Source organism: Streptomyces avidinii, from assembly GCF_014650695.1.
Taxonomy (GTDB): Bacteria; Actinomycetota; Actinomycetes; order Streptomycetales; family Streptomycetaceae; genus Streptomyces; species Streptomyces avidinii.
The window spans coordinates 105545-120673 of record NZ_BMVL01000018.1 but is presented as its reverse complement, the minus strand read 5'-3'; the positions used below and the strand labels follow the sequence as shown (position 1 = coordinate 120673).

The 15129-nt window shown below is 73.9% G+C and carries 11 protein-coding genes and 1 pseudogene; 5 read left to right on the top strand and 7 right to left on the bottom strand.

The annotated features are described in order from the left end of the window. Nucleotides 1–63 precede the first annotated feature (63 nt). Both IE257_RS33405 and IE257_RS33400 read left to right on the top strand, forming a co-directional pair. Nucleotides 64–1233, top strand: coding sequence for an exonuclease SbcCD subunit D (locus tag IE257_RS33405; protein ID WP_189973584.1), 1170 nt, complete (start codon nt 64–66; stop codon nt 1231–1233). Beyond that, nucleotides 1230–4241, top strand: a complete 3012-nt coding sequence (locus IE257_RS33400) for an AAA family ATPase (protein WP_189973583.1) — start codon at nt 1230–1232, stop codon at nt 4239–4241. The genes IE257_RS33405 and IE257_RS33400 overlap by 4 nt, the downstream gene beginning before the upstream one ends. On the opposite strand, the gene IE257_RS33395 is transcribed toward IE257_RS33400, so the two are convergent. Then, nucleotides 4231–4677, bottom strand: a complete 447-nt coding sequence (locus IE257_RS33395) for an Lrp/AsnC family transcriptional regulator (protein ID WP_189973582.1) — start codon at nt 4675–4677, stop codon at nt 4231–4233. The two genes, IE257_RS33400 and IE257_RS33395, sit on opposite strands and share 11 nt — an antisense overlap. Before the next feature lie 94 nt (nt 4678–4771). Between IE257_RS33395 and IE257_RS33390 the strand changes: the two genes are divergently transcribed. After that, nucleotides 4772–5287: a rhodanese-like domain-containing protein gene (locus IE257_RS33390; protein WP_189973581.1), complete on the top strand. Its 516-nt coding sequence runs from the start codon at nt 4772–4774 to the stop codon at nt 5285–5287. Between the two features lie 114 nt (nt 5288–5401). Here IE257_RS33390 and IE257_RS33385 read toward each other — a convergent pair whose 3' ends face one another. The 4 genes from IE257_RS33385 to IE257_RS33370 form a co-directional block, all read right to left on the bottom strand. Continuing rightward, the gene (locus IE257_RS33385; protein WP_189973580.1) at nt 5402–7105 is read right to left on the bottom strand and encodes a DUF885 domain-containing protein; all 1704 of its coding nucleotides are present in this window, start codon (nt 7103–7105) and stop codon (nt 5402–5404) included. Between the two features lie 325 nt (nt 7106–7430). Then, nucleotides 7431–8867: a GNAT family N-acetyltransferase gene (locus tag IE257_RS33380; protein WP_189973579.1), complete on the bottom strand. Its 1437-nt coding sequence runs from the start codon at nt 8865–8867 to the stop codon at nt 7431–7433. 145 nt (nt 8868–9012) lie between these two features. After that, a complete protein-coding gene (locus IE257_RS33375) occupies nt 9013–10581 on the bottom strand; it encodes an alkaline phosphatase D family protein (RefSeq protein ID WP_189973578.1) in 1569 nt (522 codons plus the stop codon). Nucleotides 10582–10738: 157 nt separating this feature from the next. After that, nucleotides 10739–11590, bottom strand: coding sequence for an alpha/beta fold hydrolase (locus tag IE257_RS33370; RefSeq protein WP_189973577.1), 852 nt, complete (start codon nt 11588–11590; stop codon nt 10739–10741). Nucleotides 11591–11876: 286 nt separating this feature from the next. Between IE257_RS33370 and IE257_RS33365 the strand changes: the two genes are divergently transcribed. Further along, on the top strand, nt 11877–12647 hold the full coding sequence (locus IE257_RS33365; RefSeq protein ID WP_189973576.1) for a GntR family transcriptional regulator: 771 nt from the start codon (nt 11877–11879) through the stop codon (nt 12645–12647). A 108-nt stretch (nt 12648–12755) separates the two neighbouring features. On the opposite strand, the gene IE257_RS33360 is transcribed toward IE257_RS33365, so the two are convergent. Together IE257_RS33360 and IE257_RS33355 are read right to left on the bottom strand one after the other, a co-directional pair. Beyond that, a complete protein-coding gene (locus IE257_RS33360; protein WP_052873079.1) occupies nt 12756–13910 on the bottom strand; it encodes an ROK family transcriptional regulator in 1155 nt (384 codons plus the stop codon). A 100-nt stretch (nt 13911–14010) separates the two neighbouring features. Beyond that, nucleotides 14011–14220, bottom strand: a pseudogene (locus IE257_RS33355) (response regulator transcription factor); the annotation flags it as partial. A gap of 426 nt (nt 14221–14646) precedes the next feature. Between IE257_RS33355 and IE257_RS33350 the strand changes: the two are divergent. Beyond that, entirely contained in the window at nt 14647–15084 is a 438-nt protein-coding gene (locus IE257_RS33350; RefSeq protein ID WP_189973575.1) for a hypothetical protein, read from the top strand. The last annotated feature ends 45 nt before the right edge of the window (nt 15085–15129 follow it).

Genomic DNA, 15129 nt, shown 5'->3' with positions numbered 1-15129 from the left:
GTAGAGGGGTTCAGCGAGCGGGAGACGACCAGGGGGAGACGGCATGTGCGGCGGGGCCGGCGAGTGAAGTTCCTGCACACCTCCGACTGGCACCTCGGCCGGGCCTTCCACCGGGTCAACCTGCTCGGCGCCCAGGCGGTCTTCATCGACCACCTCATCGAGACCGTCCGCGCGCACGAGGTCGACGCCGTACTCGTCGCCGGTGACGTCTACGACCGGGCCGTGCCCCCACTGCCCGCCGTGGAGCTGTACGACCGCGCCCTGCACCGCCTCGCCGATCTCGGTGTGCCCACCGTGATGATCTCCGGCAACCACGACTCCGCGCGCCGGCTCGGCGTCGGCGCCGGGCTGATCGACCGGGCGGGGATCCACCTGCGGACCGACCCCGCCGGCTGCGCCGACCCCGTCGTACTGGCCGACGCACACGGTGACGTGGCGCTCTACGGCCTGCCGTACCTGGAGCCCGCCCTGGTCAAGGACGAGTTCAGCGCGCAGAAGGTGAGCCACGAGGCGGTCCTCGGCGCCGCCATGGACCGGATCCGCGCCGACCTGGCCGCCCGTGCGCCCGGCACCCGCTCGATCGTCCTCGCGCACGCCTTCGTCACGGGCGGGCAGGCCAGCGACAGCGAACGCGACATCACCGTCGGCGGCGTCGAGGCCGTGCCCGCCTCCGTCTTCGACGGGGTGGACTACGCCGCCCTCGGCCACCTCCACGGCTGCCAGACCATCAACGAACGGGTCCGCTACAGCGGTTCCCCGCTCGCCTACTCCTTCTCCGAGGCCGACCACCGCAAGACCATGTGGCTGATCGAGCTGGGCGCCCAGGGCGAGATCGCCGCCGCCGAGCGCATCGACACCCCCGTACCGCGCGCCCTCGCCCGGCTCCGCGGACGGCTGGAGCACCTCCTGGAGGACCCGGCGCACCAGGAGCACGAGGACGCCTGGGTCGAGGCGACCCTCACCGACCCGGTCCGGCCCGACGACCCCATGGCCCGGCTCGCCGCCCGCTTCCCGCACACCCTCACCCTCGCCTTCGACCCCGAGGGCCGCCGGGAGGAGACCGGCGCCTCCTACGCCCAGCGGCTGCGCGGCCGCACCGACCAGGAGATCGCCGAGGACTTCGTCGCCCACGTGCGCGGCGGCGGTCACGCGGACGAGGCCGAACGGGCCGTCCTCCAGGGCGCCTTCGACGACGTACGGGCCGACGACAGCCACCGGGAGACCCACCGATGAGGCTGCACCGGCTGGCCGTCACCGCGTTCGGGCCGTTCGCCGAGCCCCAGGAGATCGACTTCGACGCGCTGTCCGCCGCAGGGATCTTCCTGCTCCACGGACCGACCGGCGCAGGGAAGACCTCCGTCCTCGACGCCGTCTGCTACGCGCTCTACGGCTCCGTGCCCGGCCCCCGCCAGGCCCCCGGCACCAGCCTGCGCAGCGACCACGCCGCCGCCCACGTTCCGACCGAGGTCACCCTCGAACTCACCGCGGGCGGCCGCCGCCTGGAGATCACCCGCCGCCCCGAGCAGGAGCGCCCGAAGAAGCGCGGTACGGGCACCACCAAGGACAAGGCCCAGAGCTGGCTGCGCGAGCACACCGGCGAGGGCTGGGACGCGCTCAGCCGCTCCCACCAGGAGATCGGCGAGGAGATCGAGCAGCTGCTCGGCATGAGCCGCGAGCAGTTCTGCCAGGTCGTGCTGCTGCCGCAGGGGGAGTTCGCACGGTTCCTGCGCGCCGACGAGGCGGCCCGCGGCCGCCTGCTCGGCCGGCTCTTCGACACCCGCCGCTTCGCGGCCGTCGAGGCCCTGCTCGGCGAACGCCGCCGGGCCGCCGAGGCGAAGGTCCGGGCCGGCGACGAGAAGGTGCTCCACACCGCCCAGCGGCTCGCCCAGGCCGCCGGGGACAGCGCGGACCTGCGCGCCTGGCCCATGCCCGGACACCAGCCGGGGGACCCCGGGCTCGCCGAGGCCGTCCGGGCCTGGGCGGCCGTCGCCCGGTGCGCGGCCCGCGAGCGCCTCGACGTCGCCGAGTACGCGCTGGCCGCCGTCGAGAGCCGGCACGCGGCCGCCCGGCGGGCCGCCGAGGACGCCCGGGAGCTCGACCGGCTGCAGCGCCGGCACGCGGAGACCCTCCGCCGGGCCGCCGTGCTCGCCGAGGCCGAACCCGAGCGGGACCGGGTGCGCGGCCTGCTGGACCGGGCCCGGCGGGGCGCCCTGGTGGCCCCCGCCCTGGAGCTGCGCGGCGCCGCCTCCGCCGCACACCTCGCCGCCGCGCACGCCGAGACCTCCGCCCGGGCGCAGCTTCCGCCCACGCTGAAGGAAGCGGGGACCGAGCAGCTCGCCGACATCGAGCAGCGGCTGCGCGAGGCACTCGGTGCCCTGGGCGCGGCGCAGCGCGCCGAGCAGCGCAGCGCCGAGATCGGCCGCGAACGCGCCGACCTGGAACGGGAGTCCCGGGCCGCCGAGGATCAGCACCAGGAGTCCGCCGAGTGGCTGGAGCGCTGGGAGGCGACCCGGACCGAGCTGCAGGAACGGGTGGACGCCGCCCAGCAGGCCGCGACCCTGGCCGAGCAGCTCGCCGGCCGGCTCGAACCCGCCCGCATGCAGCTGAACTCCGCCCGCCGACGCGACGAGCTCGATGCCGAGGCCGAGCGCGCCTCGGGTGAACTGCTCACCCTGCGCGAGGAATCGGCCGCGGCCCGGGAGCGCTGGCTGGAGCTCAAGGAGGCCCGGCTGCGCGGAATCGCCGCCGAGCTCGCCGAGGCCCTGGTGGTCGGGGAGGCATGCACCGTGTGCGGGTCCGCCGAGCACCCCGCTCCGGCCCGCCCGGCCCCCGGACACGTGGACCGCGCGGCGGAGGACGCCGCCCACGGCCTCTTCGAACGGGCCGAGCAGGCCAGGGCCGCCGTCGAGCGCAGGCTGGCCGCCGCGCAGGAGGCCCGCGCCGAGGCCGCGGCCGCGGCCGGGGAGGCGACCACCGCCGAACTCCTCGCCCTGACCGCAGACCTGAGCGCCCGCCATGCCGCCGCCCACGCCTCGGCCGCCGGTCTGCACGCCGCCCGTGAGCAGCTGGCCCGGGCCGAGCGGGAGCACGCCGCGCGCAGCGCGGACCGGCAGGGCGCCGAGACCCGGGCCGCCGCCAGGGCCTCCCGGCGCGAGGCCCTGGACCGCGAACAGGCCGGGCTGGAGGCCGAACTCGCCCTCGTGCGGGACGGCGCGCCCACCGTCGCGGCCCGCGCCCGGACCCTGGAGGACCGGGTCCGCATGGTCTCCGGCGCGGCCACCTCGCTGCGGCGGGCCGAGAGCACCGCCGCCCGGCTGAAGGAGGCCGACGACCAGCTCGCCGACGCTGCCTTCAAGGCCGGTTTCGACACCATCGAGGCCGCCGCCGACGCGGTGCTCCCCGAGTACGAACGCACCGCGCTCCAACACCGGCTGGACGCCTGGCAGACGGAGGAGGCCCTGCTGGCGGACCGCCGCCGCGAGACCGGCGCCGCCGAAGCGGCAGCCCTGCCTCCGGCCGCACCGGATGCGGCCGAGGCGTACGCGGCCTCGGCCGCGGCGAAGCTTCGTACGGCAGGATCGGCCGCCGACGCGGCCCGGGTGCGCTGCGCGGAACTGGACCGGCTCTCCCGGCAGGCCGAGCAGGAACTGCACGCCCTCGGACCGCTGCGCGAGGCCTACGACCGGGTCGCCCGGCTGGCCGGGCTCACCGCGGGCACCTCCGCCGACAACGAGCGCAAGATGCGCCTGGAGGCCTACGTACTGGCCGCCCGCCTGGAGCAGGTGGCCGCCGCCGCGACCGTACGGCTGCTGCGCATGTCCGGAGGCCGCTACACCCTCGTGCACTCCGACACCCGGTCGAGCGGGCGGGGGCGCTCGGGCCTCGGGCTGCACGTGGTCGACTCGTGGACCGGCAGCGAGCGGGACACCGCCACGCTGTCGGGCGGCGAGACCTTCTTCGCCTCGCTCGCCCTGGCCCTGGGGCTCGCGGACGTGGTCACCGACGAGGCCGGCGGCATGCGGCTCGACACCCTCTTCATCGACGAGGGCTTCGGCAGCCTCGACGACCAGTCCCTGGACGAGGTGCTGGACGTCCTGGACTCGCTGCGCGAGCGGGACCGCAGCGTCGGCATCGTCAGCCACGTCGCCGACCTGCGGACCCGGGTCCAGGCCCAGCTGGAGATCGTCAAGCAGCGCGGCGGCTCCGTGGTCCGCCACCGCACGGCGGCGCTCACGGACTGAGCGGCCTGCGGGGCAGCGGCGAGGAGTAGACGATGCTGGTCGTCACCGGTCCCAGGCCGGAGATCCGGCCCGTGACCTCCTCCAGGTGCGCCATCGAGCGGGCCGCGACCTTGAGGACGAAGCAGTCGTCGCCGGTCACGTGATGGGCCTCCAGGATCTCGGAGGTGGACTCCAGGAAGTCGTGGAACGGCTTGTAGTTGCCGTGCGGGTAGCGCAGCCGCACCAGCGCGAGAATCGCCTTGCCGAGCTTCTCCGGATCCACCACCGCCGTGTAGCCGGTGATGATCCCGGTCTCCTCCAGCCGCCGGACCCGTTCGGTGACGGCGCTCGCGGACATGGACACGGCGCGGGCGAGCTCCGTGAAACTGGCCCGCCCGTCCCGCTGGAGGGCTTCGAGGATCCGCCAGTCGGTGGCGTCAGGGGAATAGTCGGTCATGGGGCAGGTCTAGCAGGGGATTCCCCGGTCGGACAAGGAAAAGGCCGGGGAAATCCACTTCCGGCGGTGATCAACGGATCGTAGATTTTTGGCCATGACGACGACGCAGAACGCCTCCTCCGCCCCCGCCGCCACCAATCCCGTGCTGCGGGTGCCGCCCGCCTCTCCGGCCGCGGCAGCCGCGTACTTCGCCGCGAGCCTGGCCTTCCACGCGGACGTCTCGGACGTCGCCGCAGCCTTCCGGGCCCACCGCGAGCAGGGCGCCGAGCTGGGCTTCCAGCTCGTCGACTCCCGTTCCACCCCGTCCTGGGACCAGGCCCACGTGCCCGGCGCCGTCCACCTGCCCACCGCGCTCGTTCCCGAGCAGGCGGAGCGGCTCCTGGACAAGGGCATCCCCGTGGTGACGTACTGCTGGGGCCCCGGCTGCAACGGAGGCACCCGCTCCGCCCTCGCCCTGGCCGAACTCGGCTTCCAGGTCAAGGAGATGCTCGGTGGCATCGAGTACTGGATCCGCGAGGGCTTCGAGGTCGAGACCTGGCAGGGGAACCAGCAGCGTGCCGAGGCCGACCCGCTGACCGCGCCGACGGACTCGGACGACTGCGGCTGCTGAAGTGCCCGCCACGCGGACGGGCCGCTCGTCCCCCGGGGGAGGAGCGGCCCGTCCGTCGTCCGTGGCCCGTCGTCCGTGGCCCGTCGTCCGCCGCGGGGGCGACCGGGCGGGCCGTCAGAGCTTCGACAGCTCGTCCACCAGGTCGTCCAGCCCCAGCGAACCCTGCGACAGCGCCGCCATGTGCCAGGCCTTCAGGTCGAAGGAATCGCCGTGCGCGGCCCGGGCGTTGTCCCGGCCCAGCAGCCAGGCGCGCTCGCCCAGCTTGTAGCCGATCGCCTGGCCCGGCATCGACAGGTAGCGGGTCAGCTCGCTCTCGACGAAGTCGGCCGGGCGGCCGCTGTGCAGGCCGAAGAACTCCTGAGCCAGGTCCACGGTCCAGGTCTCGCCCGGGTGGAACGGCGAGTCCGCCGGGATCTGCAGGCCCACGTGCATGCCGATGTCCACGATGACCCGCGCCGCGCGCATCATCTGGCAGTCCAGGTAGCCCAGGCGCTGCTCGGCGTCCTTGAGGTAGCCGAGCTCGTCCATGAGCCGCTCCGCGTACAGCGCCCAGCCCTCGGCGTTGGCGCTGACCATGCCGACGGTGGCCTGGTAGCGGGAGAGCTGGTCCGCCACGTGCGTCCACTGCGCGAGCTGCAAGTGGTGGCCCGGCACGCCCTCGTGGTACCAGGTGGACACCAGGTCGTACACGGGGAAGCGGGTCAGGCCCATGGTGGGCAGCCAGGTGCGGCCCGGGCGGGAGAAGTCCTCCGAGGGGGAGGTGTAGTACGGGGCCGCGGGGCCGCCCGGCGGGGCGATGCGGGACTCCACCTTGCGGACGCGCTCGGCGAGTTCGAAGTGGGTGCCGTCGAGGTTCTCGATGACCTCGTCCATCAGGCCCTGGAGCCAGGCCTGGACCTCGTCCACGCCCTCGATGTGGGCGCCGTGCTCGTCGAGGTGCTTCAGCACTTCCCAGGGGCCGGCGCCCGGGAGGATCTTGGCCGCCTCCGACTTCATCTCGGCGAGCAGGCGGTGGTACTCCGACCAGCCGTAGGCGTACGCCTCGTCCAGGTCCAGGTCCGTACCGTTGAAGAAGCGGGACCAGCGGGCGTAGCGCTCGCGGCCCACGGTGTCCGGCCTGCCCTCGACGGCGGGGGCGTACACCGAGGTCATCCAGTCGCGCAGACCGATGACCGCGGCGGTCGCGCCGGCGGCCGCGGTGTCCAGCTCGGCGCGCAGGGAGTCCGGACCGGCGGCGGCGAAGCCCTCGAAGAAGGGCGCCTCCGAGCCGTCCTGGCCGGCCCAGGTGGTGAGCTGTCCGATCATGGTGGTGGTGGCGCGGGGGCCGCCGTACAGGCCGCGCTCCAGGCCGAGTCCGAGGCTCTCGCGGTAGCCGTCGAAGGCGGCCGGTACGGCGCGCAGGCGCTCGGCGATCGCCGCCCAGTCCTCGTCGGTGTCGGCGGGGGTCAGGGAGAAGATCTCGCGGACGGAGTGCGCGGGGCTGTGGATGTTGCTGACCGCGCACAGGTCCTCGTCGGCCTCGTGGACGGCGAGCTCGGCGGTGAGGCGCTCGCGCAGCAGCCGGGCGCAGCGGCGTTCGGCGTCGCTGTCGGCGCCGGGCGCGGACTCGGCGGCGTCGAGGCGCGCGAGGGTCTCACGAGCGAGCTCGGCGACGGCCGCGCGGCCCGCCGGGGAGAAGTCCGGGAGCCTGCTCGAACTCGCGGCGACACCGAGGTAGGTGCCCGTGATCGGGTCGAGGGCGATGAGGTCGTCGACGTACGCGTCGGCCACCTGGCGGGGCAGCCGGGGTGCGCTGCCGTTGTGGAGGATCTCTGACATGCGGCCATCTTCGTATGTGGGATGCGTTCCCGTCATCACCCATGGGCGTCAGCCCGCTGACGCGGGCCGGAGCGGCTGCGGTGGCGCATGCGGAGATCGGTCAACCGGCCCTGCCCGCAAGTGACTTCATGCCCATGGCGGAGGAGTCGGCGGGGGTGGGCGCGCGGAGTTTGGCCGGATCCCGCCGTCCGTGGGAGCCGGTGGGATCCCGCGGGGGCCCGTGGGGTTCGGCGGGGGGCCCGGGATCCCCGCGATCCGGCCGGGTGCCGATGGATCCTGACCGGAGCCGGTACCCGCGGAGTGTCCCGGCTCCGGGCAGGATCGCTCAGCGGTGGCGCCGGGGAGCCGGCTGTTCGTGCGGCAGCTCGCGGGGTAGGTCGTAGGGCAGCCGGGAGCCGACCGGGGTCGCGTCCAGCCGCGCCGTGATCACCAGGGTGCCCTCCTCGATCTGGTAGTCGAGGGGGAGGCCGAGGCCGCGCATGGCGGCGACCATGCCGGTGTTGGCGGCCTGGGTGACGGCGTACACGCTGTCGCAGCCGGCCTCGACGGCCATCGAGATGAGTCGGCGCAGCAGCTCGGAACCGATGCCGCGGCGCTGCCAGTCGTCCTCGATGAGCAGTGCGACCTCGGTCTCGTCGCCGTCCCACAGCAGGTGGCCGAGGGCCACGAGCTTCCCGGAGGCGGTGGTCGCGGCGAGCGTGCGGCCGAAGCGGGGGCTCAGCAGGTGGCCGAGGTAGCGGTCGGCGTCGGCGACGGGCCCGTGGTAGCGCAGCGACAGGGTGCGATCCGAGCAGCGGTCGTGCATGGCGCGGGCCGCCGCCAGGTCGGAGCCGTCGGCGCGGCGCACGGTGATCTCGTTGCCCTCGGGCAGGGTCAGCACGTCCTGGCTGCGCGGCACGCGGGGACCGAGCCGGGCGTCGAGTTCGACGAGGGCACGGGCCCGGGCGAACTCGGTCGGGGTGAACGGGAGGTAGGGCCGCTCCACGGTGATCGCGCCGCCGGAGGGGTCGCGCAGCCGCATGACCGTGGTCTCCAGGACGCCCTCGACCGGGGCGTCCGCACCGGCGTTGGGGCGGCCGGAGAGGGTGGTCGCCGGGATCGAGTGGATCGTGCAGCGGCCGAGCAGCTGGCGCAGGGCGAGGGGCAGCTCGGCGGCGTCCAGGGCGGTGCGGGTGGCCAGGCCCAGGACCCGGGTCGGGGTGTCGACGAGGTCGTGGGCGTCGGCGCGCTCGATCCAGGTGCTGTGGCCACCGGCCCGGGAGATGGCCCGGGAGAGGTCGGCGGAGGGCAGCTCCTGCGGGGCGCGCAGCAGAAACTCGTCGACCGTGCCGCCCTCGGGGAGCGGGTGCGTCTGAAGGGTCAGGATGTCGACACTGTTACGGGCGAGGGCGGTGCAGAGGGCGGCCAGGGAGCCCGGTTCGTCCCGTACGGTCGTGCGCATCCGCCAGAGCGCGGTGCTGCTGGCGGTCGCGCTCGTGCCGGAGGCGGTGGGCGCCGACGCCGTCGGATCGCTGGGCGCCGTGCTCTGCGGCGGCGGCGCATGGCTGTGGCGCCGTGCCCACCAGGTGTGGAAGGCCGCCGTCACCAGGAGTGCGACGGCCGAGGCGATCAGCATGATCGGGCCCCTCGGGCCGTGCACGACGAGATTGGCGATGGCGTCGGCGACCGCGACGGCGCAGAACAGTGCGGCGAGTTCGACGATGTCGCGGCGCCAGTGGTGACGGTGGGGACGCTGGGCGGGGGCGAGGTTACGGTCAGTCATGCACACCACTGTGGCGCAGGGGTGTTGCGTGATCACGAACGATCTGTGACCGACTGGTTAAGTGTCCATCTGGCCGATTTCACCCAGTTTTCCAGGCCATTTCCGGATTGCGGGCAGGTCAGCCGCCTTTCATGCCCTGCTGGCCCTACTGGCCCACGCGTCCGGGCTGGAGGGTCCGGGCGAAGAGTACGTCCCCTCCCTGGCGGCGCAACCGGACGGTGAGCTCCCCGCTCCCGCCGTCGATGTCGACCTCGCCGTAGTACGGGGGGTTCTCCGAGGGCGACATGTTGGCGAAGGGGGCCGACTGCACGTAGGCGGTCTCCGGACCGAAGGTGGCGTCGAGCCGCCCGGCCGGGAAGCCGCCGGCGCCGATCGGGCCGGACACGAACTCCCAGAACGGCGCGAAGTCGGTGAAGGCCGCCCGCTCGGGCGCGTAGTGGTTCGCGGCGGTGTAGTGCACGTCGGCCGTGACCCAGACGGTGCCCGTGATGCGCTGGTGCTTGATGTGCCGCAGGAGCTCGGCGATCTGGAGCTCGCGGCCCAGCGGAGCGCCCGGGTCCCCCTGGGCGACGGCCTCGAAGTTCGCGGCGCCGTCGGGGACGACGATGCCCAGCGGCATGTCGGCGGCGATCACCTTCCAGGTCGCGCGGGAGCGGGAGAGCTCGCGCTTGAGCCAGGCCAGCTGCTCGGCGCCGAGGATGCCGACGGGGTCCTCGGTCCGGGTGCCGGGGGAATTGGCGTTGCGGTAGGTGCGCATGTCGAGCACGAAGACGTCGAGCAGCGGGCCGTACCGCATCACGCGGTACATCCGGCCCTCGGCGCGGCCGCCGCGCAGGTCGGTGACGGGGAAGTACTCCCCGAAGGCCTGGCGGGCGCGGGCGGCGAGGGTGTCGGCCTCCTTGACGGTGTAGCGGGGGTCGTCGATCAGCTGGCCGGGGAACCAGTTGTTGCGCACTTCGTGGTCGTCCCACTGGGCGAGGACCGGAACCTGGGCGTTGAAGCCGAGCAGGCTGCGATCGAGCAGGTTGTAGCGGAAGTTCCCGCGGAACTCGGCGAGGGTCTCGGCGACCTTCGCCTTCTCCTCGGTGGTGACATTGCGCCAGACGGTGCCGTCGCGGAGGGGGGCGGTGGCGTTGATCGGCCCGTCGGCGTAGATCGTGTCCCCGCTGAAGAGGAAGAAGTCGGGGTTGCGCAGCCGCATCTCCTCGAAGACGCGGTAGCCGCCGAGATCGGGGTTGATGCCCCAGCCCTGGCCCGCCAGGTCGCCGGACCACAGGAAGCGCACGTCGTGGCGGCGGGAGACGGGGGTGGTGCGGAAGGTGCCGTGGACCGGCGAGGAACTGCGGCGGGGGTCGTCGGGGTCGGTCAGGACGACCCGGTAGTGGATCTGCCGGCCGGGCGGCAGGTCGCGCAGGACGGTGGTCCCGGTGAAGTCGCTCGACGGGCCGAGGAGCGGGCCGCGGTGGCGGCGTACGGCGTAGCGGAACGCCTCGCTCGGGGAGGTCTCGACGTACATCCGTGCCAGGCGGTCGGAACGGGTCCACACGGTGGCCGAGTGGGCGGTGATCTCGCCGGACTGGACGCCCCAGAGCGCATTGGGCCGGCCGGAGCGGGCGAAGGCGGGGACCGCGAGGGCCGGAGCGGCGATCAGCGCGGAGGACAGGGCGAGGGATCCGCCGATGAGGGACCGTCGGGTGTGCGGGATCGATGCCATCGGTACGTCTCCTGGGGCCGGCGAGGACGGGTCGGACCAGCGTGCCGTCGCACACCGGCCCGGCCGCGTCTCCCACGCGAACCGCGGGTGAACAGCCGTCAGCCGCTCATTCGTTCATCTGTCCGGGTGGTTCGGCCGGTTCGGCCGGTTCGGCCGTTCAGGCGACCGCGAGCCGTGCGCTGCGGGCCGTGTCCAGCACCACCCGGGAGACGAGCGCCGGATCGTCGTTCATCGGGACGTGACCGCAGCCCGGGAGTCGTACCAGCCGGGCGCCGGGGACGGTGTGCTTGGCGCGGACGCCCTGGCGGCGCAGCAGCAGGCGGTCGCGGGTGCCCCAGGCGATGGTGACCGGCAGGCCGGGCACGTCGTCGGTGAACCGTACGGAACCACCCGCGGCCAGCGTGTCCTCGAAGCCGGTGGCCTCGCGCAGGGCGAGGGTCTCGGCGACGACGGCCTCGGCCGGGCGGCGGGACGGGCGGGCGTAGATGGTGCCGGTGAGCGCGGCGCGGCCGGCGGCGGTGCGCGAGAGCCGCCGTACGGCGGGGAGGGGGAGCGCCTTGGCGCCGGCGCGCATGGCGAGGAGCGTGGCGAACGCGTAGCGGCGCTCGCCCTCGGTCCAGAAACCGGCGGGGGACAGGGCGGTGATCGAGCGGACGAGGTTGCTCCGGCCCATCTCGAGGGCGAGCAGGCCGCCGAGCGAATTGCCCGCGACGTGCGGGCGCTCGACGCCGAGGGCGGTGCACAGCGCCCCGAGGGCCGGGGCCACGGTTCCGAGGGAGTACGGGACGCCCTTGGGCAGGGGCTCCGAGGCGCCGAAGCCGGGCAGGTCGACGGCGATCACGTCGTGCTCGGCGGCCAGGATGTCGATCACCGGGTGCCAGGCCTGAAGGTGATGGCCGATGCCGTGGAGCAGGAGGAGCGGTTCGCCGGCGCCCTTGCGCTCGTAGGCGACGGTCGCGGTGTGGGGGCCGAGCGGCGAATCGATCGTGAAGGAGACCGTGGCGGTCATGCTGCTCCTCGTCGTTGGCGCGTGCGAGACAGGATGTCAGTAGTGCCTACCGCCATGATTACCGTCCGGTAGCCCTTGACTACAAGCCTTCCGCGCCATCGAGAACATCCCGTGAACGGCTTGATACATATGCCCGTTCTGCCCGGCAAAGGTACGAGCATTGGTCTTGACCAAGGGGGTATGCCGTCCTATCGTCGCAGGGATAGTGCAGGAACCTTTAATAAACAAGGGCGCGGAACTGCCGCTGAAACACACGGCGAGTGCAGCGATGGCAGGAGGAGTCAGGGTGGGGACCACGCAGCTCGAAACGGCGCCGGAGCCGAAGTACTGGCACCTCAAGACCGTCCTCAGCGAGGCGCTCGACCAGGACTTCGCCGTCGGCGAGGTGCTGCCCAACGAGCGTGAGCTCGCGGCCCGCTTCGGAGTCGCCCGCGCGACCCTGCGCCAGGCGCTGGAGCAGCTGGAACTCGAAGGCCGCCTCCAGCGTCGCCGCGGCGTCGGCACCACCGTCGCCCCGCCGCGCGTCGGCGTCGCCGTCGGCAGCGCGCAGCACAGCTGGCCCGGCGAGAGCGTCGACGGCTGGGAGCCGCTGGACGCGGCCGAGACCCTGCCGACGCCCGCCGTGCTCAAGCTCCTCGGTACCGGTGGCGCCTTCGCCGCCGACCAGCCGGTGCACACGGTGCGCCGGACCCGGGTCACCCACGGCCAGGCCGTCGCCGCCGAACTGCTCTACGTGCCGGCCGCCTCGGTGCCGGGACTGCCCGCCATCGAGGCCCCGGCCGGCCCGGCCCGCGCCCGCGCCGTCCTGCGCGAGCTGCAGCGGCTGGTGCTCGACGGCCAGGACCGCTCGGTGGAGCTCGGCTCCGCCCGCGCCGACGACGCCAAGGAACTGGACCGCCTGCCCGGCGCCCCGGTGCTGCTGGTCACCACGCGCTACTTCACCGCCGCGGGCACCGCGGCGGTCTCGGTGGCCACCTACCGCGCCGACACCTGCCGCCTCACCTTCGGCGACTCGGGCAACGTCGAGATCACCCACGAGCCGCGCGTCGCCTCCTGACCGCACGGCACGGAACGGCGCGCAACGACGTGGAATGGCCCGGCCCCGGCAACTGCCGGGGCCGGGCCATTCCACGTCGTACGGGACGCCGGGCGCGCGGGGGCGGGGTCAGCGGCGGGCGGTGACCGTCTTCTCCACCGCGAAGAGCTCCTCCTCGACGTGGTCCAGCGCGAGCCGGAGGGCGCCGGTCGCCACGGCGGCCTCGCCGAGCATGGACTGGGCCACCCTCGGCGGGCGCAGGCAGTAGCGCTCCAGCTCCTGGCGGAGCGGCTCCAGCACCCCGTCCAGGCCGGCCGCCCAGCCGCCGACGACCACCAGCTCCGGATCCATCGCCAGGACCAGCGCCGCCACATCGTGCACCAGCCGCTGCAGGAACCGCTCCACGGCGGCCACCGCCCGCTCGTCGCCCCGCTTGGCCATGGCGAAGACCTCGGCGACGGCGGGCTCGTCCAACGGATGCAGGGGCTCACCGGTGGTCGACAGCAGCCGCTCCGGCGTGACCTCGCGGCCCAGCAGGTGCAGGGCGCCGATCTCGCCCGCCGCGCCGCCGAAGCCGCGGTGCAGCCGGCCACCGATCAGCGAGCCGGCGCCGGGGCTGAGCCCCGCCATCACGAACACCATGTCGCCGGTGTCCCGCGCGGCCCCCTTCCAGTGCTCGGCGACCGCCGCCGCATTGGCGTCGTTCTCCACCTGGACGGGGCAGCGGAACGAGCGCCGCAGCCGTTCCCCGAGCGGCAGCCCGGTCCAGCCGGGCAGCGCGGTACCGAGGCGGACCGTGCCGTCAGCCTCCACGATGCCCGGGCTGCCGACCCCGACCGCCCGCAGGGAGTCCCGTGGCACCCCGGCGCGGCGCAGCAGATCGGCGACGGCCGCCCGTACCCGCTCCAGCCGCTCGTCGGCGGACGCCGTCTCCGCGACATCCTTGGTGCCGGCACCGATGACCCGGCCGTCCAGCCCGGACAGCAGCACCGCGATCCGGTGCGCGCCGATCTCGATGCCGAGCAGATGCCCCGCCTCGGTGCGGAAGCGGAAGCGCCTGGCCGGGCGGCCCTGCCGCCGCGCGCCCTCCTCCGCGTCCGCCTCGACGACGAGCCCGGTCGCGATCAGTCCCTCCACCACGCCCTCCACGGTCGGCCGGGAGAGCCCCGTCAGCCGTGTGAGGTCGGTGAGGGTCGGCGATCCGGCCGTCCGCAGTGCGCGCAGCACCACGGCGGAATTGATCCGCCGGAGCAGAGAGGGGTCCCCGCCGGTCAGCTGCCCCAACGTGTGTCCTCCCAGCTAGCGAGCTTGTCAGCCGGATCGTACTGCCCACCCGCCGAGTCGGCGAGAAGCAGCCCCCCATCGGCCGGAAGCAACCCTTCCCTCAGGCGGGGAAGACGAACCCCGACTCGTACGCCGTGATCACCGCCTGCGTCCGGTCCCGCGCCCCCTGCTTCCCCCGGACGGCGCTGACGCAGGACGTGACCGTCTCCCTGTCGATGATCAGCTCGCCGGCGATTTCCACGTCGGTGAGGCCCCGCGCCATCAGCCGCAGAACCGCCTCCACCCGCTCGGTCAGGGCCGCCCGCTCCCGCCCCCTGCGCCTGCGACTCCTGCAGGATCCGGTACCCCTCCCGGGTGACGGGGCCCGGCAACTTCTCCGGCTCACCCGTCAGTTGTGCGCCCACCGCGGAGCCGGAGGCCCGGGCCGACTCCAGCAGCCGGTCGGCCTCCGCGAGCGTCGGCCACTGCGACGGCGGCGGCCCCGACTCGCGCAGCACCGCGATCGCGGGGCGGTCCGACGGAGGAACCGACCGCACCGACCGCGATGACCATCCGCGCCTCCAGCCACAGCACGGTGCGCCAGCGGTCCCCCCAATGAGCCGACGGAGCAAGACTCATGGCGCTGTCGGAGGAGTCGCGGCCGTACGGCGTGAGCAGGAACTGCGCCCGCGTACCCTCCGTCGGCGGGACGCGTGACGTCGGGCCAGTTGTCAGTGGCCCTCGGGATACTGACGGTATGACCACGGCAGAGCACCTCGACACGATCGACCGGCTCCGGGCGAAGGAGTTCCCGTCCGAGCCGGTCCGGACCGGAGGAAACAGCAGCGGTCCGGGATTCCACCTGGTCCAGCTCGCCAGCACACAGGACTTCTGGGACGACGACGGATCGGGTCGGATCGAGGCGGCCGACCAGATCGGTGCCGAGTACGGGGCGCTCGCCCAGGCCGCGACCGACCGGTGGGGGGCGCCGCAGATCTTCTCGCTGCGGACGCCGAGGGACCGCGGGTTCGACGGGGAGGAGATACCGCAGCCATGGGGGGAGATGGGCAACAGCACCGACCACGTGCACCTGTGGCGGGCCGGAGCCCACTGGCTGGTGGCCTACGTGGCGCAGTGGGACCCGGAGGACCCCTACCGGCTGATGGCAGGGGTCACGGTCACCGACCCTCCCTGAGAACTCCTGACGAAACGAGGCGGCAGATGTGCTCCTGGCAGAGCG

Excerpts from the sequence above, each read along its gene's own strand:
- IE257_RS33395 (WP_189973582.1), bottom strand. The coding sequence starts at position 4,677 with ATGACCGACTATTCCCCTGACGCCACCGACTGGCGGATCCTCGAAGCC.
- IE257_RS33390 (WP_189973581.1), top strand. The coding sequence starts at position 4,772 with ATGACGACGACGCAGAACGCCTCCTCCGCCCCCGCCGCCACCAATCCC.
- IE257_RS33350 (WP_189973575.1), top strand. The coding sequence starts at position 14,647 with ATGACCACGGCAGAGCACCTCGACACGATCGACCGGCTCCGGGCGAAG.
- IE257_RS33400 (WP_189973583.1), top strand. The coding sequence starts at position 1,230 with ATGAGGCTGCACCGGCTGGCCGTCACCGCGTTCGGGCCGTTCGCCGAG.
- IE257_RS33370 (WP_189973577.1), bottom strand. The coding sequence starts at position 11,590 with ATGACCGCCACGGTCTCCTTCACGATCGATTCGCCGCTCGGCCCCCAC.
- IE257_RS33380 (WP_189973579.1), bottom strand. The coding sequence starts at position 8,867 with ATGACTGACCGTAACCTCGCCCCCGCCCAGCGTCCCCACCGTCACCAC.
- IE257_RS33385 (WP_189973580.1), bottom strand. The coding sequence starts at position 7,105 with ATGTCAGAGATCCTCCACAACGGCAGCGCACCCCGGCTGCCCCGCCAG.
- IE257_RS33375 (WP_189973578.1), bottom strand. The coding sequence starts at position 10,581 with ATGGCATCGATCCCGCACACCCGACGGTCCCTCATCGGCGGATCCCTC.